This window comes from Variovorax sp. SPNA7, from assembly GCF_033807855.1.
GTDB classification, from domain to species: Bacteria; Pseudomonadota; Gammaproteobacteria; order Burkholderiales; family Burkholderiaceae_C; genus Variovorax; species Variovorax beijingensis.
Map to the genome: position 1 here is coordinate 3274824 of NZ_CP138513.1, position 24406 is coordinate 3299229.

Annotated in this window: 25 protein-coding genes; 4 read left to right on the top strand and 21 right to left on the bottom strand. The window is 69.4% G+C overall.

Annotation, left to right across the window (positions count from 1 at the left end; all coding sequences use genetic code 11):
- Positions 1–14 precede the first annotated feature (14 nt).
- Positions 15–1082 (top strand): Ldh family oxidoreductase, encoded by a 1068-nt coding sequence (locus RZE77_RS15365; RefSeq protein WP_319438200.1) that lies wholly within the window; start codon positions 15–17, stop codon positions 1080–1082.
- An 11-nt stretch (positions 1083–1093) separates the two neighbouring features.
- Here RZE77_RS15365 and RZE77_RS15370 read toward each other — a convergent pair whose 3' ends face one another.
- A complete protein-coding gene (locus tag RZE77_RS15370) occupies positions 1094–1420 on the bottom strand; it encodes a DUF6172 family protein (protein ID WP_047787035.1) in 327 nt (108 codons plus the stop codon).
- A gap of 63 nt (positions 1421–1483) precedes the next feature.
- Here RZE77_RS15370 and RZE77_RS15375 point away from each other — a divergent pair, with 63 nt between their 5' ends.
- Entirely contained in the window at positions 1484–1711 is a 228-nt protein-coding gene (locus RZE77_RS15375) for a hypothetical protein (RefSeq protein WP_012747682.1), read from the top strand.
- 9 nt (positions 1712–1720) lie between these two features.
- Here the strand turns inward: RZE77_RS15375 and RZE77_RS15380 are convergent, their stop codons facing one another.
- Positions 1721–2908, bottom strand: coding sequence for an aminotransferase-like domain-containing protein (locus RZE77_RS15380; protein ID WP_319426255.1), 1188 nt, complete (start codon positions 2906–2908; stop codon positions 1721–1723).
- Positions 2909–3014: 106 nt separating this feature from the next.
- Here RZE77_RS15380 and nth point away from each other — a divergent pair, with 106 nt between their 5' ends.
- Positions 3015–3662 carry an endonuclease III gene (gene nth / locus RZE77_RS15385; RefSeq protein ID WP_319438201.1) on the top strand — a complete coding sequence of 216 codons (648 nt, stop codon included), beginning with the start codon at positions 3015–3017 and terminating at the stop codon, positions 3660–3662.
- A gap of 18 nt (positions 3663–3680) precedes the next feature.
- Here nth and RZE77_RS15390 read toward each other — a convergent pair whose 3' ends face one another.
- The 10 genes from RZE77_RS15390 to RZE77_RS15435 all read right to left on the bottom strand — a co-directional run bounded on the left by RZE77_RS15390 (position 3681) and on the right by RZE77_RS15435 (position 16600).
- Positions 3681–4577: an SDR family NAD(P)-dependent oxidoreductase gene (locus tag RZE77_RS15390; RefSeq protein ID WP_319438202.1), complete on the bottom strand. Its 897-nt coding sequence runs from the start codon at positions 4575–4577 to the stop codon at positions 3681–3683.
- Positions 4578–4625: 48 nt separating this feature from the next.
- Positions 4626–5519, bottom strand: coding sequence for a helix-turn-helix transcriptional regulator (locus RZE77_RS15395; RefSeq protein ID WP_319438203.1), 894 nt, complete (start codon positions 5517–5519; stop codon positions 4626–4628).
- A gap of 44 nt (positions 5520–5563) precedes the next feature.
- Positions 5564–6115, bottom strand: coding sequence for a histidine phosphatase family protein (locus RZE77_RS15400; RefSeq protein WP_319438204.1), 552 nt, complete (start codon positions 6113–6115; stop codon positions 5564–5566).
- Complete coding sequence (locus RZE77_RS15405) at positions 6112–6906, bottom strand: adenosylcobinamide-GDP ribazoletransferase (RefSeq protein WP_319438205.1); 795 nt, start codon at positions 6904–6906, stop codon at positions 6112–6114. The genes RZE77_RS15400 and RZE77_RS15405 overlap by 4 nt, the downstream gene beginning before the upstream one ends.
- 4 nt (positions 6907–6910) lie before the next feature.
- On the bottom strand, positions 6911–7960 hold the full coding sequence (cobT, locus tag RZE77_RS15410; protein WP_319438206.1) for a nicotinate-nucleotide--dimethylbenzimidazole phosphoribosyltransferase: 1050 nt from the start codon (positions 7958–7960) through the stop codon (positions 6911–6913).
- Positions 7957–9396 carry a cobyric acid synthase gene (locus RZE77_RS15415; RefSeq protein WP_319438207.1) on the bottom strand — a complete coding sequence of 480 codons (1440 nt, stop codon included), beginning with the start codon at positions 9394–9396 and terminating at the stop codon, positions 7957–7959. The genes cobT and RZE77_RS15415 overlap by 4 nt, the downstream gene beginning before the upstream one ends.
- An 87-nt stretch (positions 9397–9483) precedes the next feature.
- On the bottom strand, positions 9484–10968 hold the full coding sequence (locus RZE77_RS15420; protein ID WP_319438208.1) for an efflux transporter outer membrane subunit: 1485 nt from the start codon (positions 10966–10968) through the stop codon (positions 9484–9486).
- A gap of 33 nt (positions 10969–11001) precedes the next feature.
- Positions 11002–14277, bottom strand: a complete 3276-nt coding sequence (locus RZE77_RS15425) for an efflux RND transporter permease subunit (RefSeq protein ID WP_319438209.1) — start codon at positions 14275–14277, stop codon at positions 11002–11004.
- A gap of 40 nt (positions 14278–14317) precedes the next feature.
- Positions 14318–15568: an efflux RND transporter periplasmic adaptor subunit gene (locus tag RZE77_RS15430; protein ID WP_124960511.1), complete on the bottom strand. Its 1251-nt coding sequence runs from the start codon at positions 15566–15568 to the stop codon at positions 14318–14320.
- A gap of 150 nt (positions 15569–15718) precedes the next feature.
- A complete protein-coding gene (locus tag RZE77_RS15435; protein ID WP_319438210.1) occupies positions 15719–16600 on the bottom strand; it encodes an alpha/beta hydrolase in 882 nt (293 codons plus the stop codon).
- A 183-nt stretch (positions 16601–16783) separates the two neighbouring features.
- On the opposite strand from RZE77_RS15435, the gene RZE77_RS15440 reads away from it, so the two are divergent.
- Positions 16784–17698, top strand: coding sequence for a LysR family transcriptional regulator (locus tag RZE77_RS15440; protein WP_319438211.1), 915 nt, complete (start codon positions 16784–16786; stop codon positions 17696–17698).
- A 17-nt stretch (positions 17699–17715) separates the two neighbouring features.
- Here the strand turns inward: RZE77_RS15440 and RZE77_RS15445 are convergent, their stop codons facing one another.
- Genes RZE77_RS15445 through RZE77_RS15485 form a run of 9 tightly spaced genes read right to left on the bottom strand, consistent with a single transcriptional unit; the run spans position 17716 to position 24401 of the window.
- Positions 17716–18192 (bottom strand): OsmC family protein, encoded by a 477-nt coding sequence (locus RZE77_RS15445; RefSeq protein WP_319438212.1) that lies wholly within the window; start codon positions 18190–18192, stop codon positions 17716–17718.
- Positions 18193–18232: 40 nt separating this feature from the next.
- Positions 18233–18964 (bottom strand): LrgB family protein, encoded by a 732-nt coding sequence (locus RZE77_RS15450; RefSeq protein WP_319438213.1) that lies wholly within the window; start codon positions 18962–18964, stop codon positions 18233–18235.
- Positions 18961–19314, bottom strand: coding sequence for a CidA/LrgA family protein (locus RZE77_RS15455; RefSeq protein WP_319426270.1), 354 nt, complete (start codon positions 19312–19314; stop codon positions 18961–18963). Before RZE77_RS15455 ends, RZE77_RS15450 begins: the two co-directional genes overlap by 4 nt.
- 16 nt (positions 19315–19330) lie before the next feature.
- On the bottom strand, positions 19331–20356 hold the full coding sequence (locus RZE77_RS15460; RefSeq protein WP_319438214.1) for an aminotransferase class I/II-fold pyridoxal phosphate-dependent enzyme: 1026 nt from the start codon (positions 20354–20356) through the stop codon (positions 19331–19333).
- Positions 20353–21324 carry an adenosylcobinamide-phosphate synthase CbiB gene (cbiB, locus tag RZE77_RS15465; RefSeq protein ID WP_405545919.1) on the bottom strand — a complete coding sequence of 324 codons (972 nt, stop codon included), beginning with the start codon at positions 21322–21324 and terminating at the stop codon, positions 20353–20355. The genes RZE77_RS15460 and cbiB overlap by 4 nt, the downstream gene beginning before the upstream one ends.
- A gap of 8 nt (positions 21325–21332) precedes the next feature.
- Positions 21333–22010: a 5,6-dimethylbenzimidazole synthase gene (gene bluB, locus RZE77_RS15470; protein WP_319438216.1), complete on the bottom strand. Its 678-nt coding sequence runs from the start codon at positions 22008–22010 to the stop codon at positions 21333–21335.
- A 5-nt stretch (positions 22011–22015) separates the two neighbouring features.
- Complete coding sequence (gene cobO, locus RZE77_RS15475) at positions 22016–22585, bottom strand: cob(I)yrinic acid a,c-diamide adenosyltransferase (RefSeq protein WP_319438217.1); 570 nt, start codon at positions 22583–22585, stop codon at positions 22016–22018.
- A 29-nt stretch (positions 22586–22614) separates the two neighbouring features.
- A complete protein-coding gene (locus RZE77_RS15480) occupies positions 22615–23394 on the bottom strand; it encodes an ABC transporter ATP-binding protein (RefSeq protein ID WP_319438218.1) in 780 nt (259 codons plus the stop codon).
- Entirely contained in the window at positions 23391–24401 is a 1011-nt protein-coding gene (locus RZE77_RS15485; RefSeq protein WP_319438219.1) for a FecCD family ABC transporter permease, read from the bottom strand. Before RZE77_RS15485 ends, RZE77_RS15480 begins: the two co-directional genes overlap by 4 nt.
- Between the last annotated feature and the right edge of the window lie 5 nt (positions 24402–24406).

The following is a 24406-nucleotide window of genomic DNA, read 5'->3' on the forward strand; positions in this document are numbered from 1 at the left end:
GATGGAGACATGACATGACCGACACAACCGCCCCCCTCTACCGCGCCGACGCACTCAAGGACTACGCCAGCGCCCTGCTGCAGAAGGGCGGCCTCGCCGCACCGATGGCCGACAGCGTCGCGCGCACCTTGGTCGAAGGCGACCTGCTCGGCCACGACACGCACGGCCTCGCGCTGCTGGCCGGCTATGTGAAGGAACTCGAATCGGGTGGCATGACGCCGGACGGCGCGCCCGAGGTGCTGTCGGACCGCCCCGCCGCCGTGCTCTGGGACGGCAAGCGCCTGCCCGGCCCCTGGCTCATGGACCAGGGCATGGACCTGCTGATTCCGCGCGCCCGCGAACTCGGCACCGCCTCGCTCGTGATCCGCCGCAGCCACCACATCGCCTGCCTCGCCGTCTACATGCTGCGCGCGCTCGAGGAAGACATGCTGATGCTGCTCGCCTGCTCCGATCCCAACACCGCCAGCGTCGCGCCCTTCGGCGGCACGCAGGCGGTGTTCACGCCGAATCCGCTGGCCATGGGTTTTCCGCTCTCGCAAGGCGGCGTGATGGTCGACATCTCGGCCTCCATCACCACCAACGGCATGAGCAACCGCAAGCGCGCGGCCGGTGAAACCTTTGCGGAGGAATGGCTGATCGACGCCGCCGGCAAGCCGTCGAACAACCCGCAGGTGCTGTTCGACCAGCCGCCCGGCACGCTGCTGCCCGTGGGCGGACTGAGCCATGGGCACAAGGGCTACGGCATGGCGCTGCTGGTCGAGACGCTGACCGCCGGCCTCGCGGGCCATGGCCGGGCCGATCCGCCCGAGGGCTGGGGCGCGACGGTGCACGTCACGCTGCACGATCTGCATGCCTTCGGGGGCAAGGAAGCTTTCCTGCGCCAGATGGACCATGTGGCGGCGCAGTGCCGCAACAACGCGCCGATCGATCCGGCCAGGCCGGTGCGGCTGCCGGGCGAAGGCGGCTTGAAGCGCCGCGATGCGCAGTCGAAGAACGGGGTACGGCTGCACCCGTCGATCGCGCGGTCGCTGCAGGATGCGGAGCAGCGCCACGGGCTGCGCCTTGCGCAGGCGCTGCTCTGAGATAGCGCTGGCTAGATTTCTTCGGGCGGCTCTTCTTGCGCCGGCTCCCCGGCCGCGCGCGGCTTGCGCTTGCCGGGCTTGGCCAGGATCTCGACGTAGAACTGCTTGCCGGCGTCCTTGACGATGCCGTCGATCAGTCCGGTGATGGCCGACAGGTGCACGACTTCGGCGGCTTCTGCCGAGGCGCCGAACCTGCAATCGAAGTCCCAGAAGTCGCTGCCCTCGGGCAACTCGCGGCGCCGCTCGCGCTTGATGTACTTGCGGATCTCGTGCTTGATGGCTTCGAGGAGTCGGTCGGGGTGCTTGCCCTCGACCTGAAGCTGAAAGGTTTTTCTCATGGTCGATCCTAACCCGCGGCCTGTGTACAGTCGGCGGTGGTTCAAACGAAAGCAGGTGAAGACATGGCGCGCGCAAACGACTGGGCAAGCAAGGTGATGGCATTGGTCAACGGCGGCAACGCATCGGCGGCCATCGCGCAGATCAAGGTCGCACCCTCGGTCAAGGACCTGAAGGCGCTGCAGACCATCATGACGCTATCGAAAATGAAAGGCCGCTATCCGAACGTGGATGCGGCCATTGCGGACAACCTGGCGCTGCTGGCGGCGCCGCGCCTGCACCGCTCGCCCTGAGCTGAACGCCTAGAGGGCCTGGCCCAGGCGCTTCACGCCCTCTTCGATCTTGGCCACGTCGGCCGTCGCAAAGCTCAGCCGCAGCGTCGCGACATCGGGCTTCTCCGCGAAGAATGGTGCCCCGGGCACGAAGGCCACGAGCTTCTCGATGGCGCGCTTGGCCAATTCGTTCGCGTCGGCCAGCTTGCCGTTGGCGCCCGTGAGGCGGGCCCAGAAGAACAGGCCGCCCTGCGGCTGCGTGAAGCTCACCGCATCGCCCAGTTCGCGCTTGAGCGCCGCGCCCATGGCCTGCGCGCGCTGGCCGTAGACCTCGCGCACATGCGCGAGCGTGGCCGGCATGCGGCCGCTCTTGAGGTACTGCGCGGCCGTGGCCTGCGAGAAGGTGCTGGTGTGCGCATCGCTGAACTGCTTGCACATGGTGGCCTTGGCGAGCAGCTCTGCCGGCGCGATCATCCAGCCGATGCGCAGGCCCGGGCTCAGCACCTTGCTGAGGCTGCCGCAGTGCGCGAGCAGTTCGCGGCTGCCCGGTACATCCTTGCTCAGCGCCAGGATCGAGGGCGGCGGCGCTTCGCCGAAGTAGAGGTCGCCGTAAGGGTCGTCCTCGACGATCAGCGTCTGGTACTTCACGGCCAGTTCGAGCACCTTCTTGCGGCGCTCCAGGCTCAGCATGGCGCCGCTCGGGTTGCCGAAGGTGGGAATCAGGTAGACGAACTTGGGCTTGTGCTCGGCGATGAGCTTTTCGAGCTCGTCGGTCTTCACGCCGTTGGCATCGATGGGCGCGCTGATGAGCTGCGCGCCGTAGAGGCGGAAGCACTGGATGGTGGCCAGGAAGGTCGGGCCCTCGACAATCACCTTGTCGCCGGGCGAGATCATGGTCTTGCCGAGCAGGTCGAGCGCCTGCTGGCTGCCGGTGGTGACGATCAGGCCGCTGGGGTCCACGTCGACGCCCTTGGTCTTCATGAAGGCGCCCAGCTGCGTGCGCAGCGGCTCGTAGCCTTCGGTGGCGCCGTATTGCAGCGCGCCGCCGGGCTCTTCGGTCAGCGCCTTCTGGCTCGCCTCCTTCAGGCCCTCCACGTCGAACATGGCGCTGTCGGGGAAGCCGCCCGCAAAGCTGATGATGCCGGGCTTGCCCAGCAGCTTGAAGAGTTCGCGGATGGCGGAGGTTTCGACGTTGTCGAGTCGGGAAGCGAATTGCATGGGAAGTCTCACTTTCTGGGTCGCTATTGTGGCGAAAGCGCGGCGGCGTGCGGCACGGTCGGCTTTGGGCCGCCGGCGATATATTGGGCGCCTTGCCCGGAACCCCATGAAAAAAGACAACATCCCCCTCTTCTTCGCCACCCTGCAGGCGGCTAACCCCACCCCCGAAACCGAGCTCGAATACGCCACGCCCTTCGAGCTGCTGGCGGCCGTGCTGCTTTCCGCGCAGGCGACCGACGTGGGCGTGAACAAGGCCACGCGCAAGCTGTTTCCGGTGGCGAACACGCCGCAGGCGATCCTCAGGCTGGGCGTGGAGGGCCTGGAGGACTACATCAAGACCATCGGGCTCTACCGCAGCAAGGCCAAACACCTGATCGAGACGTGCCGCATCCTGGTGGAGAAGCATGGCGGCGAAGTGCCCCGCACGCGCGCCGAACTCGAGGCGCTGCCGGGCGTCGGCCGCAAGACCGCCAACGTGGTGCTCAACGTGGCGTTTGGCGAGGCGACGATCGCGGTCGATACGCACATCTTCCGCGTCGGCAACCGCACCGGGCTCGCGCCGGGCAAGACGCCGCTCGAAGTGGAACTCAAGCTGGAGAAACGCGTGCCGTTCGAATTCCGGCTGCATGCGCACCATTGGCTCATCCTGCATGGGCGCTACATCTGCGTGGCGCGCACGCCGAAGTGCTGGGAATGCGCGGTGGCATCCTATTGCGACTACAAGCCGAAGACACCGCGGCCCAGGACGGCCTGAGACCGGCCTGTTCTTCAGCTACAGCTCGAACGCTTCGACCTGCCGGCCGTCGATGTCGGTGAAGCCATATTCGCGCGCCAGGTCGGCCACGCGGTGCACGCCGCCGCTTTTCTCCAGCACCCGCGCGTCGCCCGCCAGCGCAGCCACCGCGCGGCCGAGATAGCGCGGCGACTCGGTTCGCGCCAATGCCGGGCGCTCGTGCCAATGCGCCTCGTCGGTCTTGTGGCCGGCCAGCACGAACTCGGTGCGCATCCAGCCCGGCGACACGGCCAGCGAAGCGACGCCGTGCGGGCGAAGCTCCTGCGCCATGCCGAAGGCCAGCCGGGTCATGGCCGACTTGGCGAGGTCGTAGAACAGGTTTCCGCGCAGGTAGTTGCCGCGGTCCCAGAAGGTGGTGGTCACGATCAGCCCGCTCTCTTGCGCCACCATCAGCGGCGCGGCGAAGCGGCTGGCCAGCAGGTGGTTGCGCACGCCGCGGTCGAACATCGAGTCCCAGTTGGCAAGCGGATGCTCCCAGAACGGTGCCTCGAACACGCCCGTGAAAGTTTCGTGGCCGCCCCAGGCGTTGTTGACGAGCAGGTCCACGCGGCCCTGCTCGCGCTGAACCTGCGCAAAGAGCTGCTGCACCTCGTCTTCCTGCGTGTGGTCGCAGCGCACCGCAATGCCGCGTCCGCCCATGCGCGTGACCTCGCCGGCCGTTTCGTCGATGCTGCCCGGCAGGGCTTCGAGCTCCGAGAGCGCGAGCAGCTGGCCGTAGCTGTTTGCCGGCTGCCCGCGCGTGCTTCGCCCGGTGACATACACGGTGGCGCCCGCAGCGCCCAGTTCCACCGCAATGCCGCGGCCCGCGCCGCGGCTGGCGCCGGTGACCACGGCCACGCGGCCCTTCAGCGGCCGCTCCCTGCTTTCGGATGGCATCGTCCTGTCCTTTCGTTGCGAGTGAGAGGCGACGACGGTAAGGCCGCGTCAATCCGCCGTCTTGGAAGAACCCGAAATCGCGCGGCCCAGGAACTCCGTCGGCGTGAGGCCGCAAAGCGCCTGGAACTCGTTGATGAGGTGCGATTGGTCATAGAAGCCGCCATCCAGCGCAAGGCTTGCCCAGGCAGGCTCGCGCTGCAGGCGCAAGGCGCGCACGCAGGCATGCAGCCGCGCGAGCCGGCTCCAGGCCCGCGGCGACAGGCCCACCTGCTGCCGAAAGACCTGCTGCAGCCGCCGCTCGCCAAGCCCGACGGCCTGCGCCACCTCGCGCAGCGGACGCCGCCCGCCCGACATGGCGATGAGCTGCACCGCGCGCATTGCCGCCGCGTGGACGGCGCCGTCGCCATCGGGCAGCCGGCGCTGCAGGGCTGCACACAGCACCGACACGCGCGATGCGTCGTCCGGTTGCAGCGCGATGCGCTCGAGCAGTTCGGCGCCACGGCCGCGCCACAGCTCGTCCAGGTGCACGGCAGTGCCTGCGATCTCGCTGGCCGGCCTTCCCAGCAGCGCCGCGGCCGCACCGGGGCGCAGGGTCACCGACAGCCCGTCCATCTTCCGGCGCAGGCGCACGAGGGCCGGCGCCGCCGACGCACCGATGGCCTCGACCGCATGCCCGGCGTTCTCGTCCGCCGAGGGCGCATCGCCGAGATTGAAGACGAGCCGCACCGCCCCATCGGGCAGCACGCGCTCCAGGACCTCGCGGCCCTCGGGCAGCGTTTCCCTGTAGAGAAGAATGTGCGCAACGTGCATCCGCAGCGGCTCGGCGACCGGAAAGGCGCGCAGCGTCCCCGCGGGCATGCCGGCCTCCGGCCCGTGCAAACCGTGCAAGGGGTCGTCGTCGAGGCGCAGGTACAGGCGTTCGTTCTTGGGCGGTGTCGGCATCGCGTTGGCGGACCGTGACGCGCGGCAGCGGGTGCCACCGCGCATCAGCCGCATTCGATCAGCTGGCACGCCCCATAGTCAATGGGCGCCGACGGCCACTGCGCGGCCTCGTCGACGCGCCGCACGCCGCGATTCAGCAGTTCCACCGCCCGCATCACGCCCGCATGAGTGACCCACACCGCGTCCTGCCCCGACGCGCGCCAGTCGTCGAAGGCCGTGCCGATGCGCTGCATGAAGCGGGCCGTGCTTTCGCCATGCCCGCCCGGGCACCCTTCGGCGAAATTGCAGGTCCACGCCTCGAACTCGGCACGCACAATCGACGACCAGGGCTGGCCTTCCCAGGCACCGAAATCCATCTCGGCGAGGCGCGGATCGGCGCGCGTGGCAAGGTCCGGGCGCAGCCTGCCGATGGCTTGCGCGAGTTCGGCGCAGCGCCGCAGGGGCGAGTGCGCCAGCGCAAGGTCCGCGGGCAGGCGCGAAGCCACCGCATGCGCCACCGCCAGCGTCGCCTCGGCCGGCACGCCCACATCCGCGCTGCCGTAGCAAAGGCCCGGCGCGGCCTCGGTCTGCGCATGGCGCACCAGCCACAGCTTCATGCCTGCCAGGCCAGCGCGAGGTAGATCGCGAGTTCGCACAGCTGCTGCGTCGCGCCGAGCCCGTCGCCGGTGAATCCCTGCAGCCGGCGCCGGAACATGCGCGCCATCGCCAGCGCCGCCAGGGCGCATGCCACCGCCATGGCCATCGTTCGTGCGGGTCCCTGCGTCGCCAGCATCAATGCGACAGCGGGCACCGACCAGAGCACGCCGACCAGCAAGGCACCGCCGCCGATCGCATCGGCCAGGGGCTTGGCCTTGCTTGCGCCGCTGTCGCCCACGTATGGCAGCCAGCGGATCAGGAACAGCGGCGCCAGGCGCGACAGCACATGCGCGCCCACGATGGCACCGGCCACCGCCTGCGCGCCCTGCCCCGCCATCGACGCGAGCAGCGCGGCCTTGAGGCCGAGCGCCAGCACCAGCGCAATGGCGCCGAAGGCACCGATGCGCGAGTCCTTCATGATCTCGAGCGCGCGGCTGCGGTCGGCCGATCCGCCCAGGCCGTCGGCCACGTCGGCCAGTCCGTCTTCATGAAAGGCGCCGGTCAGCAGCACCGTTGCCGCCATGCTCAGCAGCGCCGCGGCCAGGGCACCGGCCACGCCCGGCAAGCCCTGCAGCGCGAGCACGAAAACAGCCGCGCCCACGCCACCCACGAGCCAGCCCACGCCCGGAAAATGTGCCGCGCTTGCACGCAGCATCTGTGGGCTGAAGCCGATCCATTCGGCGAGCCGGCCGGTCACCGGCACGCGCGTGAAGAACTGCAGCGCCAGCAGGTAGTGGCGGACACCGTTCATGGGTTCAACTGTCCTTGCGCGACACGCCGGCGGCCTCGAAGCTGGCCATCTCGCGCAGGATACGGCAGGCCGATTCGAGCAGCGGCCAGGCCAGCGCGCCGCCCGAGCCTTCGCCAAGGCGCAGGTCCAGGTTCAGCAAGGGCTCGAGCCCGAGGTGCTTCAGCAGCAGCGCATGCCCGGGCTCCGCCGAGCTGTGCGCGGCCACGCAGCGCTGCGCCACGTGCGGCTGCAGCGCCTGCGCGACGAGCACCGCGGCGCTCGCGATGAAGCCATCGACCACGATCACACGCCGCTCCTGCGCCGCCTGCAGCACCGCGCCGACCAGCGTGGCAATCTCGAAGCCGCCGAACGCAGCGAGTGCATCGAGCGGCTCGTTCGCAGCCGCATGCAGCACCAGCACGTCGCGCAACACCTCCCGCTTGCGCGCGAGCCCCGCGGCATCGAGGCCGGTGCCGGAGCCGGTGCAGCCGTCGATGTCCAGCCCCGCAAGGCGCGCCAGCAGCAGCGCCGCGGCCGAGCTGTTGCCGATGCCCATTTCGCCGAGCAGCAAGGCATTGCCCGGCAGCGCGCGCACCACCTCGCGCCCGTTGGCGATGGCTTGCGCACATTGCGCCGCGGTCATGGCGGGCCCGGCCGACGCATCGGCGGTACCGGCAGCGATCCGGCGCGAGACCAACCCGGGGCGGGCCTGGAAGTCGCGCCGCACGCCGCAGTCGACCACGGTGAGTGCCAGCCCATGCTGGCGCGCCAGCACGCTGACGGCTGCGCCGCCGGCCAGGAAGTTCTCGACCATCTGCCAGGTCACGTCGCTCGGAAAGGCCGAGACGCCGCGCGCCGCCAGGCCATGGTCGGCCGCGCACACCAGCATCTGCGGTGCTTCGAGCACCGGCGTTTCGCTGCCCAGGACGAGGCCGATCCGCAAGGCCAGGCTCTCGAGTCGGCCGAGCGCGCCGAGCGGCTTGGTCTTGTTGTCGAGCGCCGCCTGCAGGCGCGCCGCAAGGGCGCCGTCGTGGATGTCGGAGATGGAAGGAATGGTCTGGTTGTTGTCGGTCATGCGATCAGGCCTTGCAGTACGCCGGCTTCGAAGTGGGTGTCTATGAAATCGGCCAGGCCGTCGAAGGTGGCGTCGAGCGTGGGTGCCGCGGCGCCGAAGAGTGCGTGGAGCGCGGCCGCGTCCTCGAACAGGCCGTGCAGGTAGAGGCCCAGCACGTTGCCACGCGCGTTCTGCCAGGCCAGGCCCTCGGGCATCACGGCACGGCCGTCCTGCGCCATCTGCGGGTGGATGGCGGTCTGGCCGTGATGGATCTCGTAGCCCGTCACCGGCACGTTCGAGAGCGAAGCCCATGCGCCGCCCAACTGGCCGAAGACGGCCGCCCGGTGGCGCACGGTCTTTTCGCGCTCGAACACCGTCACCAGCGGCAGCAGGCCGAGGCCGGGCGCATTGCCGTCGATGCCGTGCGGATCGACCAGCGCCTCGCCCAGCATCTGCAGGCCGCCACAGACGCCCAGCACGGCACCGCCGCTGGCCGCGTGCGCGGCAATGGCGCGGTCCAGGCCCTGCGCGCGCAGCCATGCGAGGTCGCCGCTGGTGTGCTTGGAACCGGGCAGCACGATCCAGTCGGCGCCGGCCAGGTCCGCCGGCGTGCGCGCCCAGACCAGGCGAACGCCCGGCACGTTCTTGAGCGGCTGGAATTCGTCGAGATTGCTGATGCGCGGATAGGCCACCACGCAAACCGTGCGCGTGACAGGCCCGCTCGCGTGGCTTCTGTCGTCGAACACGCCGTCTTCTTCCGGCAGGCCGTGCTCCCGCCACATCGGCAGCGTCGCGACGGTCGCGATGCCGGTCAGCCCCTGCAGCTGCTGCGGCGCCGGCGCCAGCAGCGAGGCATCGCCGCGGAACTTGTTGAGCACGAAGCCGCGCAGCAGCGCGCGGTCGCTCTCGGGCATCAATGCCCAGGTGCCGTACAGATGCGCGAAGGCGCCGCCGCGGTCGATGTCGGTCACCAGCAGGCAGCGCGCATCCGCATGGCGGGCCACGCGCAGGTTGACGATGTCGCTCGCCATCAGGTTGATCTCGGCCGGCGAGCCGGCGCCTTCGATCACCACCACGTCGTTCTCGGCACCCAGCGCGTCGAGCGCCTGCGCGATCTGCGGCCAGACGCGCTCGCTGCGGCCGCGCCAGGGCATGGCCGTGAGCTCCGCGCTCACCTGCCCCATCAGCACCACCTGGCTGTGGGTGTCGCGCTCGGGCTTGAGCAGCAGCGGGTTCATGCGCACGTCGGGCACGGCACGCGCGGCCAGCGCCTGGAAATACTGCGCGCTGCCGATTTCACCGCCGTCGACCACGCGGGCGTTGTTGCTCATGTTCTGCGCCTTGAAGGGCGCCACCTTGAGGCCCTGGCGCGCGTACCAGCGGCACAGCGCGGCGGTCAGCCAGCTCTTGCCGGCGCCACTGGTCGTGCCGAGAACCATCACGCATCGGGTTGTCATGCGGCTATTGTCCGTTGTCGCCGCGGCCCTCTTGCGGCAGCCGCGAAGAGGCAAGGAAAAAGGGGCTTGCGCCCCTTGGTGTTTCTTTCAGCGTGCCGCGGTTTTTACCGCCGCTGTTCCGCCAGGCTGCGCCTGCGCCGTGGCGGCCGGCGCTTCCCAACCGCCGCCGATGGCGCGGATCAGCCCCACGGCCGCCTGGTACTGCGCCGACTTCACCTGCAGCGCCTGGCGCCGGTTGCGCAGTTCGCTGCGGCGGGCGTCGAGCAGGTCGAGTTGGCTGATGTAGCCGTTGCGGTAGCGCGTGTCCGACAGGCTGGTCGCGCGCTGCGCGGAAGTGACGGCCTGCGCCTGCACGGTCGACTGCTCCTGCAGGATGCGGATGGCGGACAGCTGGTCTTCGACCTCTTGGAACGCCACCAGCACCTGGTTGCGGTAGTTCGCGAGCGCGCCGTTGAGCTGGGCGTTGGCGCCCTGCACGCCGGCTTCGCGGCGGCCGCCGTCGAAGATCGGCAGCGAGAGCAGCGCACCCACACCCCATGAGCGGGCCGACCACTTGAACAGGTCGCCGATTTCGGGCGATGCGTAGCCGGCCGCGCCGGTCAGCGAGATGTCCGGGAACCAGGCCGCCTGCGCCACGCCCACGCGGGCCTGCGCCGCCAGCACCGCGTTCTGCGCGGCCGAGACGTCGGGGCGGCGCGTCAGCACCGTGGCCGGCACGCCGGGCGGCACGGACGGCAGCGCGGTGGCCCAGTCGTCGGTGCGCAGGCCGAAGCTGGAGGCCGAATCGCCCACCAGCACCGCGAGTGCATGCTCGACCTGGGCGCGCTGCCGGTCGAGCGCGAGCGCGTCCGATTCGGTGGACGACACCTCGGTCTGCACGCGCGCCACGTCGAGCTCGGCGATGTCGCCGGCCTGCTGGCGACGCTGCGAGAGGCGCAGCGTGTCGCGGTAGGCCTCGACCTGTTCGCGCACCAGCGCGCGCTCGGCGTCGAGCGCGCGCAGCTGCAGGTAGGTCTGGGCCACCTCGGCCTGCACCGCGAGGCGCGTGCTCTGCAGCAGGGCCTCGCGGCTCTGTGCGTCGAGCTTGGCCGCATTGCTCGCGCCCGAGAGGCGGCCGAACAGGTCGACCTCGTACGAGAAGGTGGCGCCGATGTTGGTCATGGTGCCCGGCCGGGTGCTGGCCGAGGCCTTGTCGAGCCCGGCGCCGCGGTTGGCACCCGCGCCCAGGCCGATCTGCGGCATGCGGTCGGCGTTGGCGCTGCGCGCCAGCGCGCGGGCCTCGGCCAGCCGCGCCGCCGCGGCCTGGATGTTGTTGTTGTTGACGTCGGCCTTCTCGACCAGCGCATCGAGCACCGGGTCGTTGAACGCCAGCCACCAGGCACCGCGCGCCTGCGCTTCGGAGGGCACGGCACGCGTCCAGCCGGCCGGCGGAGCGGCGCCCTGCTCCTTGAACTCGGCGGTGGTCTGGATCTCGGGCACGCCGGAGGGCACGCTCGCGCAGCCGGCCAGCACCAGGGCTGCGACCAGCGGCAGCAAGGCAGTGCGGGCCCAGGGTTGAAATGCGAATTTCATGATGATGAACTTTCTTCTTGATCGATTGCGCGATCAGTCATGCGAAGGACGCGGCGAGGCCGGCACCGGGTGCAGCCCGCCGCCGCCCGAACCACCGTGCGACGAGGGTGCCGCTGCGACCGGATGGCCCGCAGAGACAAACTCCTCGCCATGCGGCACTTCGCCATGCAGCTTGAGTGCGCGGTTGCCCGCCAGGCGGCGCAGCAGCACATAGAACACCGGCGTCAGGAACAGGCCGAAGGCCGTCACGCCGATCATCCCGGCGAACACCGCCACGCCCATGGCCTTGCGCATCTCCGAACCCGCGCCGGTCGACAGCACGAGGGGCAGCACACCCATCACGAAGGCCAGCGAGGTCATGAGAATCGGGCGCAGGCGCAGGCGGCTGGCTTCGATCGCGGCTTGTACGGGCGTTCTGCCGGCAAACTCGAGCTCCCGCGCAAACTCCACGATCAGGATCGCGTTCTTCGCACTCAGCCCCACCAGCACGATCAAGCCGATCTGCGTGAAGACGTTGTTGTCACCCCCCGATATCCATACGCCGGTCATCGCGGCCAGGATGCCCATGGGCACGATCAGGATGATGGCGATCGGCAGCGTCAGGCTCTCGTACTGCGCGGCCAGCACCAGGAACACCAGCAGGATGGCCAGCGGGAACACCAGGAAGGCGGAGTTGCCGGCCAGGATTTCCTGGTAGGTCAGCTCGGTCCACTCGAAGCTCACGCCCTTGGGTAGCGTCTCGGCCGCGATCTTGGTGATCGCGTCCTGCGCCTGGCCCGACGAATAGCCCGGGGCCGGGCCGCCGTTGATGTCGGCCGCGAGGTAGCCGTTGTAGCGCATGGCGCGTTCCGGTCCGAAGGTCGAATTGACCTTCATCAGCGCCGACAGCGGCACCATCTCTCCCGTGGTCGAGCGCACCTTCAGCATGCCCACGTCTTCGGCGCGGGCGCGGTACGGCGCATCGGCCTGCACGCGCACGCTGTAGGTGCGGCCGAACTTGTTGAAGTCGTTCGCATACAGGCTGCCGAGGTAGATCTGCATGGTGTCGAAGATGTCCGTCACCGGCACGCCGAGCTGGCGCGCCTTGGTGCGGTCGATGTCGGCATACAGCTGCGGCACGTTGACCTGCCAGCTCGTGAACATGCCCGTGAGCTCGGGCGCGGCATAGGCCTTGGCCATGAAGGCCTTCACCGCCGCGTCCATCTGGTCGTAGCCGACCGAGGCGCGGTCTTCGATCTGCAGCTTGAAGCCGCCCGTGGTGCCCAGGCCCGCCACCGGCGGCGGCGGGAACATCACGATGAACGCGTCCTGGATGCTGGCGAAGGCGCCGTTGAGCTGCCCGGCCACCGCACCGCCGCTCTGGTCGGCGCGCTTGCGCTGGTCGAAGGGCTTGAGCGTGGCAAACACGATGCCCGAGTTCGAGCTGTTGGTGAAGCCGTTGATCGACAGGCCCGGGAAGGCGATGGCGTCTTCCACGTTCGGGTTCTTCTTCATGATCTCGCCCATGCGCTGGATCACTTCGTCGGTACGGTCGAGCGTGGCGCCGTCGGGCAGCTGGGCAAAGCCGATCAGGTATTGCTTGTCCTGCGCCGGCACGAAGCCGCTGGGCACGGCCTTGAACAGGCCGAAGGTCACGCCGATCAGCGCGAGGTAGATCGCCAGCATCAGCGTCTTGCGCGAGATCACGCTCTTGACGCCGCCGCTGTAGGCTTCCGAGCCGCGGCTGAAGAGCTTGTTGAAGCCGCGGAACAGCCAGCCGAAGACACGGTCCATGCCGCGCGTCAGCGCATCCTTGGGCTCGTCGTGGCCGCGCAGCAGCAAGGCGGCGAGCGCGGGCGACAGCGTGAGCGAGTTGATCGCCGAGATCACCGTCGAGATCGCGATGGTCACCGCGAACTGCTTGTAGAACTGGCCCGTGAGGCCGCTGATGAAGGCCAGCGGAACGAACACGGCCACCAGCACCAGCGCGATCGCGATGATGGGCCCGGACACTTCGCGCATCGCGCGGTACGTGGCTTCGCGCGGCGTGAGCCCGGCCTCGATGTTGCGCTCGACGTTCTCCACCACCACGATGGCGTCGTCCACCACGATGCCGATCGCCAGCACCAGCCCGAACAGGCTCAGCGCATTGATCGAGAAACCGAGGATGTGCAGCACCGCGAAGGTGCCGATCACCGACACCGGCACGGCCAGCAGCGGAATGATCGACGCGCGCCAGGTCTGCAGGAACAGGATCACGACCAGCACCACCAGCAGGATGGCTTCGAGCAACGTGTGGATCACCGATTCGATCGATGCGCGCACGAACTGCGTCGGGTCGTAGGCAATGCGGTATTCGAGGCCTTCGGGCATGTTCTTGTTGAGCTCGGCCATCGTCTTGCGCACGTTGGACGAGATGTCGAGCGCGTTGGAGCCCGGCGCCTGGAACACGCCCATGCCGACGGCCGGGTCGTTGTTGAGCAGCGAACGCAGCGAGTAGTCGGCAGCGCCCATCTCGAGGCGGCCGATGTCGCGCAGGCGGGTCACGGCGCCGTCGGTGCCGCTCTTGACGATGATGTCGCCGAACTCTTCCTCGCTCTGCAGGCGCCCTTGCGCATTGATCGACAGCTGCATGTCCACGCCCGACAGGCCCGGCGAAGCGCCGACCACGCCGGCCGCGGCCTGCACGTTCTGGCCGCGGATGGCAGCCACCACGTCGCTCGCCGAGAGGCCGCGCTGCGCGACCTTCTGCGGGTCGAGCCAGACGCGCATCGAGTAGTCGCCGCCACCGAAGATCTGCACCTGGCCCACGCCTTCGATGCGCGCCAGCGGGTCCTTGACGTTCAGCACCGCGTAGTTGCGCAGGTAGTTGATGTCGTAGCGGTTGTTCGGCGAGACGAGGTGGACCACCATCGTCAGGTCGGGCGCGCTCTTGACGGTCGTGATGCCGAGGCGGCGCACTTCTTCCGGCAGGCGCGGCTCGGCTTGCGAGACGCGGTTCTGCACCAGCTGCTGGGCCTTGTCGGGATCGGTGCCGAGGCGGAAGGTGACGGTGAGCGTCATCACGCCGTCGGTGGTGGCCTGGCTGCCCATGTAGAGCATGCCTTCGACGCCGTTGATCTGCTCTTCGAGCGGCGTGGCCACGGTTTCGGCGATCACCTTCGGGTTGGCGCCAGGGTACTGGGCGCGCACCACCACCGAGGGCGGCGCGACTTCGGGGTACTCCGAGATCGGCAGCCCGCGCAGCGCGATCAGGCCGGCTATCAGGATCAATAGCGACAGCACGCCGGCAAAGATCGGCCGGTCGATGAAGAATTTAGAGAGATTCATGTTGTTTCTCCGGCGAGCGCCAGGGCGCTCCCCTCCGAGTTCAGGACTTCGCGGCTTCCGCGACGCGTTCCGGTTGTTGTTGCTTGGTGTCGGCCTTGGCGTCCATCGTCACGCTCTGCGGCACTACCAGCGCACCGGGGCGGATGTGCTGCAGGCCGTTGACCACCACGCGATCGCCGGCCTTCAGGCCCTTGCTCACGACGCGCAGCCCGTTGATCGATGCGCCGAGCGTGACTTCGCGGTAGACCGCCTTGTTGTCCTCGCCCACCACCATCACGAACTTCTTGTTCTGGTCGGTGCCGATGGCGCGTTCGCTCACCAGCAGTGCGGAGTCGTTGCGTGCCTGGCCCATGCGGATGCGGGCGAACTGGCCCGGAATGAGGCTACCGTCCTTGTTGTCGAACGAGGCCCGCACGCGCACGGTGCCGCTGCGCGCATCGACCTGGTTGTCGATCAGCTGCAGCTTGCCGGTGAAGGGCGTGCCCTCGAGGCCGGCGGTGCCCATCTGCACGGGAATGCTCTCGATCTGGCCGCGGGCGCTGGCGCCGCTCGGCAGGTCCTTCAGCGCCCGCGTGATCACTTGCTCGTCGGCATCGAAGCTCGCATAGATCGGGCTCACCGACACCAGCGTGGTCAGCACCGGCGCGCCGGGGCCTGCGGCCACCAGGTTGCCCATCGTCACTTCGAGCTTGCCGATGCGGCCCGCCACCGGCGCGCGCACCTGGGTGTAGCCCAGGTTCAGCCGTGCCGACTGCAGCGACGCTTGCGCGGCACGCAGGTTGGCTTCGGCTTCGCGGGCGGCGTTCACGCGCTCGTCGTATTCGCGCTGGGCGATGGCCTGCTGGTCCCACAGGCGCTTGGCGCGCTCCTGCTCGCTGCGGCTGAAGGCCTGGCGCGCCTGGGCCGAGGCCACCTGCGCTTCGGCGCGCTCCACTTCGGCCGCGTACGGCGCGGGGTCGATGGTGATCAGCAGGTCACCCTGCTTCACCAGCGCGCCTTCGCGGAAGTGCACCGACTGCACGGCGCCTGCCACGCGGGAGCGCACGTCGACGCGCTGCACCGCCTCGAGCCGGCCCGAGAACTCGTCCCAGGCATTGATCTCGCTCGAAGCCACGGTGGCCACCGACACCGGCGTGCCCTGCTGCGCCGCGGCCGGGGCCGTGGCCTCGGCCTTGAAGCTGTGCATGCCGAGCACCGCGGCGGCCACCGCCAGCAGTGCGGTGAGGCCGGTCACGGCGGGCCACAGGCCCTTGCGGGCGGCGGAAGAAAGGTTTTGCTTGTTGTTCGACATGATGGTTCGTCCTTCTCGATGACTTCTTGGGATGCAACAGGCCATCCCGGCGCTTTTGGCGCCAGGAGGCGGAACTCGAAAATGACCGGGGTTACCGGTGGGCCGAGGGGCGGCGTCGCGTCGTCAGCAGGGCTGTCGCGACCGGCCCGCCTAGCTGGGCTTGGGTGCTACCGGGGGCGGCGTGGTGGCACTGAAAAATTCGCGGAAATGCTGCTGCACGCTGGCTTCGCAGGCCTTGCAGCCCGAGGGCTCGGGGTCGTACAGGGCCTTGGGCCAGTTGGCGGCGCCGGGCAGCACGCTGCTGGTGACGTCGATGCCCGCCGCGCGCAGGCGGCCGGCAAAAGTCATCGCCTCGTCGCGCATGGCGTCGTCGGGGCCCACCAGCACCAGGGCCGGCGCCAGGGACGACAGCCGCAGCGATCCGCTCGGCACGGCATACGGGTGCATCGCGTTCGACGGGCAGCTCAGGTACTTTTCCCAGCCCGTGGCCCAGCGGCATTCGGCCGAGTCGTTGGTGGCCTTGCGCAGCGATGCCGTGCCCGCGCACGGGTCGAGCATGGGCGACAACAGGATCTGCCCGGCCAGCGGCGGATGCGCCCGGTCGCGGGCGATCAGCGCCACCCCGGCGGCCAGGTTGCCACCGGCCTCTTCGCCGGCCAGGTACACCTGGGCACCCTTGCCGCCGAGCTTCACGCGCTGCTTGTAGAGCCATTCGAGCGCGGCATAGCCCACTTCGATGGGCTCGGGGAAAGGCGACTCGGGCGCCAGCGGATAGTCCACCGACACCACCACCGCGCCCGCGCCGGCCAGCAGCCGGGCCACGTTGCGGCCATTGTCCAGGTTGCCGCAGATGAAGGTGCCGCCATGGAAATGCAGCACCAGCGGCACCGTCTCGCCCCGCGGGCGCTGTCCGTAGACCCGGGCGCCCACGGGCTCGCGGCCGGGCAGCTCGATCGAGAGATCGGCTTCCACGCCTTCTGCCGCGGCGAGAGCAGCGGCTTCGGCAGAGCGGGACGATGGGCGCGGTGACATGGAGGCAACCTCAGGAGGATTGGCGATAGTCGAAATATAAGGCGGCCAGTGTGGCGTTAAACAGGCAAGCTGCCCCTACTCTGTTTCCAAACAGCTAACAATCCAGGAAACGCCGGGGATTGTCACCTTGTGTGAGAATCCGCGTCCTCCCGGCAATGGCCGGGTTCCCAGGAACAGTCATCAATGGATCAAATCCAGGCAATGCGGATCTTTGTCCGCGTGGTGGAAGCGGGCACGTTCACCCGGGCCGCGGACTCGCTCGCCCTGCCCAAGGGAACGGTCACCAAGCAGATCCAGGCGCTGGAATCGCGCCTGCGGGTGAAGCTGCTCAACCGCACCACGCGGCGCGTCACGGTCACGCCGGACGGCGCGGCCTACTACGAGCGCGCGGCGCGCCTCTTGAACGACTTCGACGACATCGAGGCCAGCATGACCAACGCGCAGGCCAATCCCACGGGGCGGCTGCGCATCGACGTCGGCACCTCGGTGGCGCGGCAGATCATCCTGCCCGCGCTGGCCACCTTCTGCGACCGCTACCCCGAGATCCAGGTCGACCTGGGCGTGAGCGACCGCACGGTCGACCTCATCAGCGACAACGTCGACTGCGTGATCCGCGCCGGCGAGCTGAGCGACCAGTCGCTGGTGGCCCGGCGCATCGGCACGCTGCACTTCGTGACCGTGGCCTCGCCCGCCTACGTCAAGCGCTACGGCATTCCGCAGCATCCGAACGACATCGAGAAGCGCCACCACGTGGTGAGCTATTTTTCGGGCAGCACGCGGCGCATCTATCCGCACGAGTTCAGGAAGGGCGACGAATACATCGAGCTCAACGGCCCCTACCGCGTGTCGGTCAACGAGAGCAACGCCCACATGGCGGCGGTGCTCGGCGGCTTCGGCATTTCGCAGTGCATCACCTTCATGGCCGAGCCGCTGCTCGCAAGCGGCGAGCTGATCGAGGTGCTGTCCGACTGGCAGCGCGAGCCGCTGCCGATCCACGTGGTCTATCCGCCCAACCGCCACCTGAGCGCGAAGGTGCGGGCCTTCGTGGACTGGGCGGCGGAACTGTTCGCAAAGAACCCGCGGCTGCAGCGGCGCTGAACGCCGCCTGACGCTCCTCAACCGGCCGGAGCGAACACCGGCTCGCAGCGCACCTCGGTCTTCACCGAGTTGGCGATGAAGCACTCTTCGTGCGCGCGGTGGTGCATGTGCTCGACCTGCTCGCGCGTGGGCAGGTTCGCGCCCGAGAAGCTGACCTCGGGACGCAGCGTGACCACCGTCATCGCGAGCTTGCCTTCGGCGTTCTTTTCCATGAGGCCGCTCGCCGCGTCGAAGTAGCGGTCGACGATGAACTTGCGCTTCACCGCCATGGTGAGGAACCACAGCATGTGGCAGCTCGACAGCGATGCGACAAAGGCTTCTTCAGGATCGACCGCCGCCGCATCGGAAAACGGCAGCGGCACCACATGCGGCGACGAGGAGCCCGGCACTTCCGTGCCGCCATCGAAGCGCAGCGAATGCCTTCTGCTGTAGCTGTTGCCGAGGAAGTCCTGGTCGCCTCGCTGCCAGAGGATTTCTGCGGTGTACTGGGCCATGCCTGCTCTCCAGCGCCAAATGGGAAGGCGCCATTCTGCGTCAGAAGAAGCCCGCGAGCCTGATCAGCAGCGGCACCAGCAGCGCCGTCGCGATGCCGTTCAGCCCCAGCGCCAGCGCCGAGAAGGCGCCCGCCGTTTCGTTCACCTGGATGGCCCGCGCGGTGCCGATGCCGTGCGCCGCCATGCCCACCGCAAAGCCGCGCACCGCGGGCTCCTTGATGCGCAGCAGGTTCAGCAGGCCCGTGGCCATGATCGCACCCGAGATGCCCGCCACGGCGGCCGCCACCGCGGCCAGCGACGGCAGCCCGCCGATCTTTTCGGCCACGCCCATCGCGATCGGCATGGTGGCCGACTTGGGCGCGAGCGACATCAGCAGCTCGTGCGATCCGCCCAGCGCCCAGGCAATGCCGATGGCCGACACGATGGCCGCCGCCGAGCCCACCAGCAGCGCCACGCCAATCGGCAGCCACAGGCGCCGCAGCCGCCCGAGCTGGCCATAGAGCGGCACGGCCAGCGCTACGGTGGCCGGCCCGATCAGGAAGTGCACGAACTTGGCGCCTTCGAAATACGTGTCGTAGGGCGTGCGCGTGACGAGCAGCACGCCCACGATGACGACCACCGATACCAGCACCGGATTGACCGCCGGGTTGGCGCCGCTGCGCCGGTGCAGCCACAGCGCGCCCAGGTAGGCCAGCAGCGTGAGCGACAGCCACAGCAGCGGCGACTGCGCGAGGAAGACCCAGATCTCGGACAGCTTGGCGGGCGGGGTCATTCGGCATCCTTGCCGGTGATGCGGATCATCCAGCGCAGGGTGAGCGCGGTCACGGCCATGGTGAAGGCCGCACCCACGATGCCGGCCGCAAGGAACGGAAGCCATTCGCGCCCCACCCGTTCGAAATGCAGCATGACGCCGGTCACTGCTGGAACGAACAGCAGCATGAGGTTGCGCAGCAGATGGCCCGAGGTCTCGTTCAGCGCCTCGGGCACGCCGCCGCGCACGAGCAGCACGACGAACAGCAGCAGCATGCCGATCAGCGGACCGGGAATCGGCAGGCCCAGCCACTGCACGAGCAGTTCGCCGGCCAGTTGGCAAAGAAAGAGCGTGGTGATGGCGTAGAGCATGCGGATGTCCTGGCTTTCAAGGTTCGGCCGAAGCCGCCGCGCGCGTCCAGGCCTCTTTCAGCGCCTGCTGGCTCTGCGGCGGCAGCACGCCGAGCCGCACATGGCCCGGCAGGCCGAATGATGCACAGTCTCGCAGCTTGATGCCTTCGGCGCGCAGCCGGGCGGCCCGCTGCGGATAAGGCGCATCGGTGCGCGCGCAGAAAAAATTGGCGTCGCTCGGCAGGCACTGCCATCCCATCGATTCGCAAACGGCGCGCTGCTGCGTCTTCCATTCGCGCAAGGTGCGCAGGCTTCGGGCGAGCCAGGCTTGCGCGGCGTCGCCGATCCAGGTCTCGAGCAGCGCCACGCCGTGCGCGCCCACCGGCCACGAGGGAGCCAGTCGCTCGAGGCGCTGCTTGAGCGGCACGGCGGCATCGCCTTCGGGCGCAATGGCATAGGCGGCGCGGATGCCCGTCAGGCCCATGGCCTTGTTGGGCGTCCACAGCTGCCAGACGCGATTGCGCTGCGCCGCGTCGAGCGATGCCGCGCCTTCGAGGCGCAGCGCTTCGTAGGCCAGGTCGAGCACGCAGGTGCCTGCGGCCACGGCGTGCAGCGCAAGATCGGCCTCGGCCTGGCCGAGCGGGCTCGAAGGTTCGCAGCACCAGTGCAGCGCCGCTTCGCCGTGCGGCGCCGGCGGCCGCAGCACCTGCAGGCCCCAGGCCGATGCCGCGCGCTCGTAGTCGCCGTAGCTGTGCGCCGGCAGCAGGACCTGCCGCCCACCGCCCTGCGCAAAGGCGGCGCTGATGCGGTGGATGAACTCACTCGCACTGGCCGCGATCACGATGCGTTCGGCGGCCACGCCGTGAAAGTTTGCCAATGCGCGGCGCAGCGCCGTGTAGCCCGGGTCGGGGTAGTGCGCCGCATCGGCTGCACGCAGTGCGGCAAGCACCGCCGGGCATGAGCCCGTGGCGTTGCCGTTGGTCGAGAAATCGTGCCAGGCGGTGCCGGTGGCGTCGGGGCCGCCATGCAGCAGGCCGGTGGATGTCGTGTGTTCCGGTGTCATGCCCAGTGGGTTGCCGCGAAGAAGATGGCCAATGATGCACAAGCGGCCGTTGCCAGCACCGCCCTGCCGGCCCATCGCGCGGCCTGCTGCGTATCGGCCGCATCGGCGGGCCGCCCTTCGGCATTCAAGGCATAGACGCCGGGCTTGGCAAGCCGCACGCCGAGCAGCAGCGCCATTGCCGCCATCGGCCAGCCGCTGTTGGGTGACGGCGTGCGGCGCGCCTCGCGTGCCACGCCCCGCGGCCAACGCCATGCCGCCAGCGCAAGCAGCAGCGCCGTGAGCCGTGCCGGCAGCCACGAGAGCAGGTCGTCGGCGCGCGCGGCCCATTTGCCGAACCAGCTCCAGTCGCGGCCATTGCGTTCGCCGCGGTAGCCCCACATCGCGTCGGCCGTGTTGGCGAAGCGGTAGACCGCCGCGCCCGGCAGGCCCAGCAGCACGAACCAGAACAACGGCGCCACGAGCGAATCGTTGAGGTTCTCGGCCAATGATTCGATGGCGCTTTCGCGCACCTCACGCTCGCTGAGCGCGCAGGCATCGCGGCTGACGAGCCGGGCCAGTTGCGCGCGCCCCGCATCGAGCGAAACGCCCAGCGCCGCCTCGACCGCGAGCACTTCGTCGTGCAGCATGCGCCACGCGAAAAGCGGTTTCAGCGCAAAGGCCATCGCCACCGCCAGCGCCCATGCGGGCAGCCATTGCCCCATCGCAGCCTGCACGCCGGCGGCGACCACCCCCACGCACATCGCGCCCACGCACCACGTCAGCGCCCCGATCAAGAAGAGCGACAGGTCGCGCGGCTTCGCCTTGGCCACCGGCGGTGCGATGCGCGAACCGATCCAGCCGAGGTACTGTCCCATCCACACCACCGGATGCCAGCGCGCGGCGGGCTCGCCCAGCCAGCAGTCGATGGCAAGCGCAAGCCACAGCGCGGCGACGACGGCCAGGGCGTGTTCGAGGGGAAAGGGGGGCATGGGGGCCGTCATTCTTGCGAAGACGGGGTGGGAAACAGGTCCGACGGCTGGCCCCAGCGTTCGTCGAACACCAGCGCCGACAAGGGCTCGCGCCGGGCCCAGCGTTCGCGTTGCAGCATCGGCTCTTCGTAGAAATCGTGCACCGGGCCCAGGCACAGCAGCGCGATCGGTTCCGCACCCTCGGGCAGGCCCAGCAGGGCCGACACCTCGGCGGGATCGAACAGCGAGACCCAGCCCATGCCCAGCCCTTCAGCACGCGCCGCAAGCCAGAGGTTCTGGATGGCGCAGGACGCCGAGGCCAGGTCCATCTGCGGCAAGGTGCGTCGGCCGAATACATGCCGTTCACGGCCGTCGGCCAGCGACACGGCCAGCAGTTCGGCCGCATCGAGCACGCCCTGCACCTTGAGCCGCATGAACGCGTCTTCGCGCTCGCCGAGGGCGCGGGCCGTCAGCACGCGTTCGCGCTCGATCACATCGTGCAGCCGCTGACGCAAGGCACCGTCGCGAACGCGAATGAACCGCCACGGCTGCATGAATCCGACGCTGGGCGCGTGGTGCGCCCCTTCGAGCAGCCGGCGCAGCAACTCGGGCGCCACCTGCCCCCCTGCGAAGTGACGCATGTCGCGCCGCTCATGGATGGCGCGGTACACCGCCCTCACCTCGTCGGCCGCGAAGGCTTGCGACATCGAAATCAGTCCTCGATGCCGCGCTGCGCCGGAATGCCGGCCTTGAATGCGTGCTTGACCATGGCCATCTCGGTCACGGTGTCGGCCAGTTCGACGATCTCGGGCGGGCAGCGCCGGCCCGTGAGCACCACGTGCACGTGCCCGGGCCGCGTGCGCAGCGTTTCGAGCACGCCTTCGAGCGGCAGCCAGCCGTAGATCAGCGGATAGGTGATCTCGTCGAGCACCACCAGGAAGAACTCGCCCGAAAGAATGGCCGTCCTGGCTTTCTCCCAGCCGTCGCGCGCGAGCTGGGCCGAGTGTTCGAGGTCCTGGCTCTTCCAGCTGAAGCCGTCGCCCAGCCCCTCGATCGGAATGCCGATCTGCTCGAACATGCGGTGCTCGCCGAAGCGCGCCGAGGGCACCTTCATGAACTGGTAGATCTTCACCGCCTTGCCGCGGCCGTGCGCGCGCAGCGCGAGGCCGAAGGCCGCGGTGCTCTTGCCCTTGCCGTCGCCGGTGTTGACGATGACGATGCCGCGGCGTTCGCCTTCGGCCTTGTCGTACGGCTTCTCGCTGGGGGGAGTTTCGATTTGCATGAGGCGGGCTCCGTGTTGATGGGGGTCGGTCAGTTCGGCAGCGCGATCCACTGGTCGGCCACGCGGTGCACGCGGATGCGGTGGTCGAACACCTGTTCGAGCGCGGCGTGGGTGGCCGGGTCGCTGCTGCCGCCGTGGTGCACCACGCGCCCATGGTTCATCACCACCAGCTCGTCGGCGGCCAGCGCCATCGGCAGTTCGTGCAGCACGCTGACCACGGTGCGGCCCTCGGCCACCAGGGCGCGCGTGGTCTGCATCCAGTCGGCCTGGTGCGGCGGGTCGAGGTTGGCGAGCGGCTCGTCCATCAGCAGCAGCTCGGCCTCGACCGCGAGCGCGCGCGCCAGCAGCACGCGCTGGCGTTCGCCGCCCGAGAGCTGGCCGAGCGGCCGTTCGCGCCAATCCCAGGCCTGGGTGCTGCGCAGCGCGCGCTCCACCGCCTCGCGGTCGGCCGTGCTCGGCGCCGCGAGCCAGCGCTGGTGCGGCAGGCGGCCGAGCATGGCGATGTCATAGACCATCAGGTCATCCGCGCTGCCCTCGCCCGCCGCGCCGCTCTGGCCCAGCCACGACAGGCGCTGCGCGCGAAGGCGGCCCGGCACCCTGGCCGACGGCTCGCCGAAAAGAAAGACTTCGCCGCGGTGCGCAAGCAGGCCCGCCAGCGCCTTGAGCAGGGTCGACTTGCCCGCCCCGTTCGGCCCGACCACACTGGTCCAGCGCGCGGCGCCGAGCTTCAGGTCGATGCCGTGCAGCACCTCGGTGTTGCCGAGCGCGGCACTCAGCCCGCGTGCTTCGAGTGCAGGAATCCGGCTCATGCCACCCCGCCCCGCGCGCCGCGCCTGTGCATCAGCCACAGCAGATAGCTGCCGCCGAGCACCGCCGTGAGCACGCCCACGGGCAGTTCCTGCGGCGCGATGAGCCAGCGCGCCAGCAGGTCGGCCGCCATCAGCAGCAGGCCGCCCATCGCGGCCGACAGCACGATCAACCCGGCATGCGTGGTCTTGACCACGGAGCGCACGAGATGCGGCGCGGCCAGGCCGACGAACGCAATGAGCCCGGTCTGCGCCACGGCCGCGCCAGTGGCCAGTGCGAGCACCACCACCAGCGTGGCACGCATCGCGCCCAGCGGCAGGCCCAGGCTGCGGGCCGTCGCCTCGCCGAGCGCAAGGCCGTCGAGCACCGGCGCAAGCGCCCAGCCCAGCAGCAGGCACACCGCACCGACGGCAGCCATCACCGCGCATGCGCTCCAGCCGACCAGCCCGGTGCTGCCGAGAATGAAGCCCTGGATGGCCTGCAGGATGTCGGCCGAGGCGATGGTGATCAGATCCTTGGCGGCGCCGAGCACCACGCCCACGATCACGCCCGCGAGCAATAGCCGCAGCGTCTGCTGCACGCCGCGCGCGAGCACCAGCGTGAGCATCACCGCGAGCACCGCGCCCACGAAGGCCGCGCCCGTGAGCCCCAGGCGCATCGCCCATTGCGTGCTGGCGGCCGAGCCGCCGAACAGCAGCAGTGCGACCGCCACGCCGAGCGAAGCGCCCGATGCACTGCCCAGCAGATAAGGGTCGGCCAGCGGATTGCGGAACAGCCCCTGCGCCACCGAGCCCGCCAGCCCGAGCAATGCGCCCGCGAGCCAGGCGCCGAGCGTGCGCGGCAGCCGGATGTCCCAGACGATGCGCAGCGCCACCGGATCGCGCCATGCCGCGAGCAGGCTTTCGAAGCCGGTGCTGCCGATGCCCAGGCCAAGCGCCGCCAGCGCGCCGCCGAGCACCAGCAAGGCGATGCCGAAGAGCCAGACGCGGCGCTGATGGCGTGTGTGCATGAGGT

Bases quoted from the DNA above. Each gene is read 5' to 3' on its own strand.
- RZE77_RS15485 (WP_319438219.1), bottom strand. From the start codon at position 24,401: ATGCACACACGCCATCAGCGCCGCGTCTGGCTCTTCGGCATCGCCTTG.
- RZE77_RS15405 (WP_319438205.1), bottom strand. From the start codon at position 6,906: ATGAACGGTGTCCGCCACTACCTGCTGGCGCTGCAGTTCTTCACGCGC.
- RZE77_RS15460 (WP_319438214.1), bottom strand. From the start codon at position 20,356: ATGACACCGGAACACACGACATCCACCGGCCTGCTGCATGGCGGCCCC.
- RZE77_RS15455 (WP_319426270.1), bottom strand. From the start codon at position 19,314: ATGCTCTACGCCATCACCACGCTCTTTCTTTGCCAACTGGCCGGCGAA.
- nth (WP_319438201.1), top strand. From the start codon at position 3,015: ATGAAAAAAGACAACATCCCCCTCTTCTTCGCCACCCTGCAGGCGGCT.
- RZE77_RS15480 (WP_319438218.1), bottom strand. From the start codon at position 23,394: ATGAGCCGGATTCCTGCACTCGAAGCACGCGGGCTGAGTGCCGCGCTC.
- RZE77_RS15450 (WP_319438213.1), bottom strand. From the start codon at position 18,964: ATGACCCCGCCCGCCAAGCTGTCCGAGATCTGGGTCTTCCTCGCGCAG.
- RZE77_RS15390 (WP_319438202.1), bottom strand. From the start codon at position 4,577: ATGCCATCCGAAAGCAGGGAGCGGCCGCTGAAGGGCCGCGTGGCCGTG.
- RZE77_RS15370 (WP_047787035.1), bottom strand. From the start codon at position 1,420: ATGAGAAAAACCTTTCAGCTTCAGGTCGAGGGCAAGCACCCCGACCGA.
- RZE77_RS15435 (WP_319438210.1), bottom strand. From the start codon at position 16,600: ATGTCACCGCGCCCATCGTCCCGCTCTGCCGAAGCCGCTGCTCTCGCC.
- RZE77_RS15420 (WP_319438208.1), bottom strand. From the start codon at position 10,968: ATGAAATTCGCATTTCAACCCTGGGCCCGCACTGCCTTGCTGCCGCTG.
- RZE77_RS15445 (WP_319438212.1), bottom strand. From the start codon at position 18,192: ATGGCCCAGTACACCGCAGAAATCCTCTGGCAGCGAGGCGACCAGGAC.
- RZE77_RS15415 (WP_319438207.1), bottom strand. From the start codon at position 9,396: ATGACAACCCGATGCGTGATGGTTCTCGGCACGACCAGTGGCGCCGGC.
- RZE77_RS15430 (WP_124960511.1), bottom strand. From the start codon at position 15,568: ATGTCGAACAACAAGCAAAACCTTTCTTCCGCCGCCCGCAAGGGCCTG.
- RZE77_RS15375 (WP_012747682.1), top strand. From the start codon at position 1,484: ATGGCGCGCGCAAACGACTGGGCAAGCAAGGTGATGGCATTGGTCAAC.
- RZE77_RS15380 (WP_319426255.1), bottom strand. From the start codon at position 2,908: ATGCAATTCGCTTCCCGACTCGACAACGTCGAAACCTCCGCCATCCGC.
- RZE77_RS15440 (WP_319438211.1), top strand. From the start codon at position 16,784: ATGGATCAAATCCAGGCAATGCGGATCTTTGTCCGCGTGGTGGAAGCG.
- RZE77_RS15395 (WP_319438203.1), bottom strand. From the start codon at position 5,519: ATGCCGACACCGCCCAAGAACGAACGCCTGTACCTGCGCCTCGACGAC.
- cobT (WP_319438206.1), bottom strand. From the start codon at position 7,960: ATGACCGACAACAACCAGACCATTCCTTCCATCTCCGACATCCACGAC.
- RZE77_RS15400 (WP_319438204.1), bottom strand. From the start codon at position 6,115: ATGAAGCTGTGGCTGGTGCGCCATGCGCAGACCGAGGCCGCGCCGGGC.
- RZE77_RS15425 (WP_319438209.1), bottom strand. From the start codon at position 14,277: ATGAATCTCTCTAAATTCTTCATCGACCGGCCGATCTTTGCCGGCGTG.
- cobO (WP_319438217.1), bottom strand. From the start codon at position 22,585: ATGCAAATCGAAACTCCCCCCAGCGAGAAGCCGTACGACAAGGCCGAA.
- cbiB (WP_405545919.1), bottom strand. From the start codon at position 21,324: ATGCCCCCCTTTCCCCTCGAACACGCCCTGGCCGTCGTCGCCGCGCTG.
- bluB (WP_319438216.1), bottom strand. From the start codon at position 22,010: ATGTCGCAAGCCTTCGCGGCCGACGAGGTGAGGGCGGTGTACCGCGCC.
- RZE77_RS15365 (WP_319438200.1), top strand. From the start codon at position 15: ATGACCGACACAACCGCCCCCCTCTACCGCGCCGACGCACTCAAGGAC.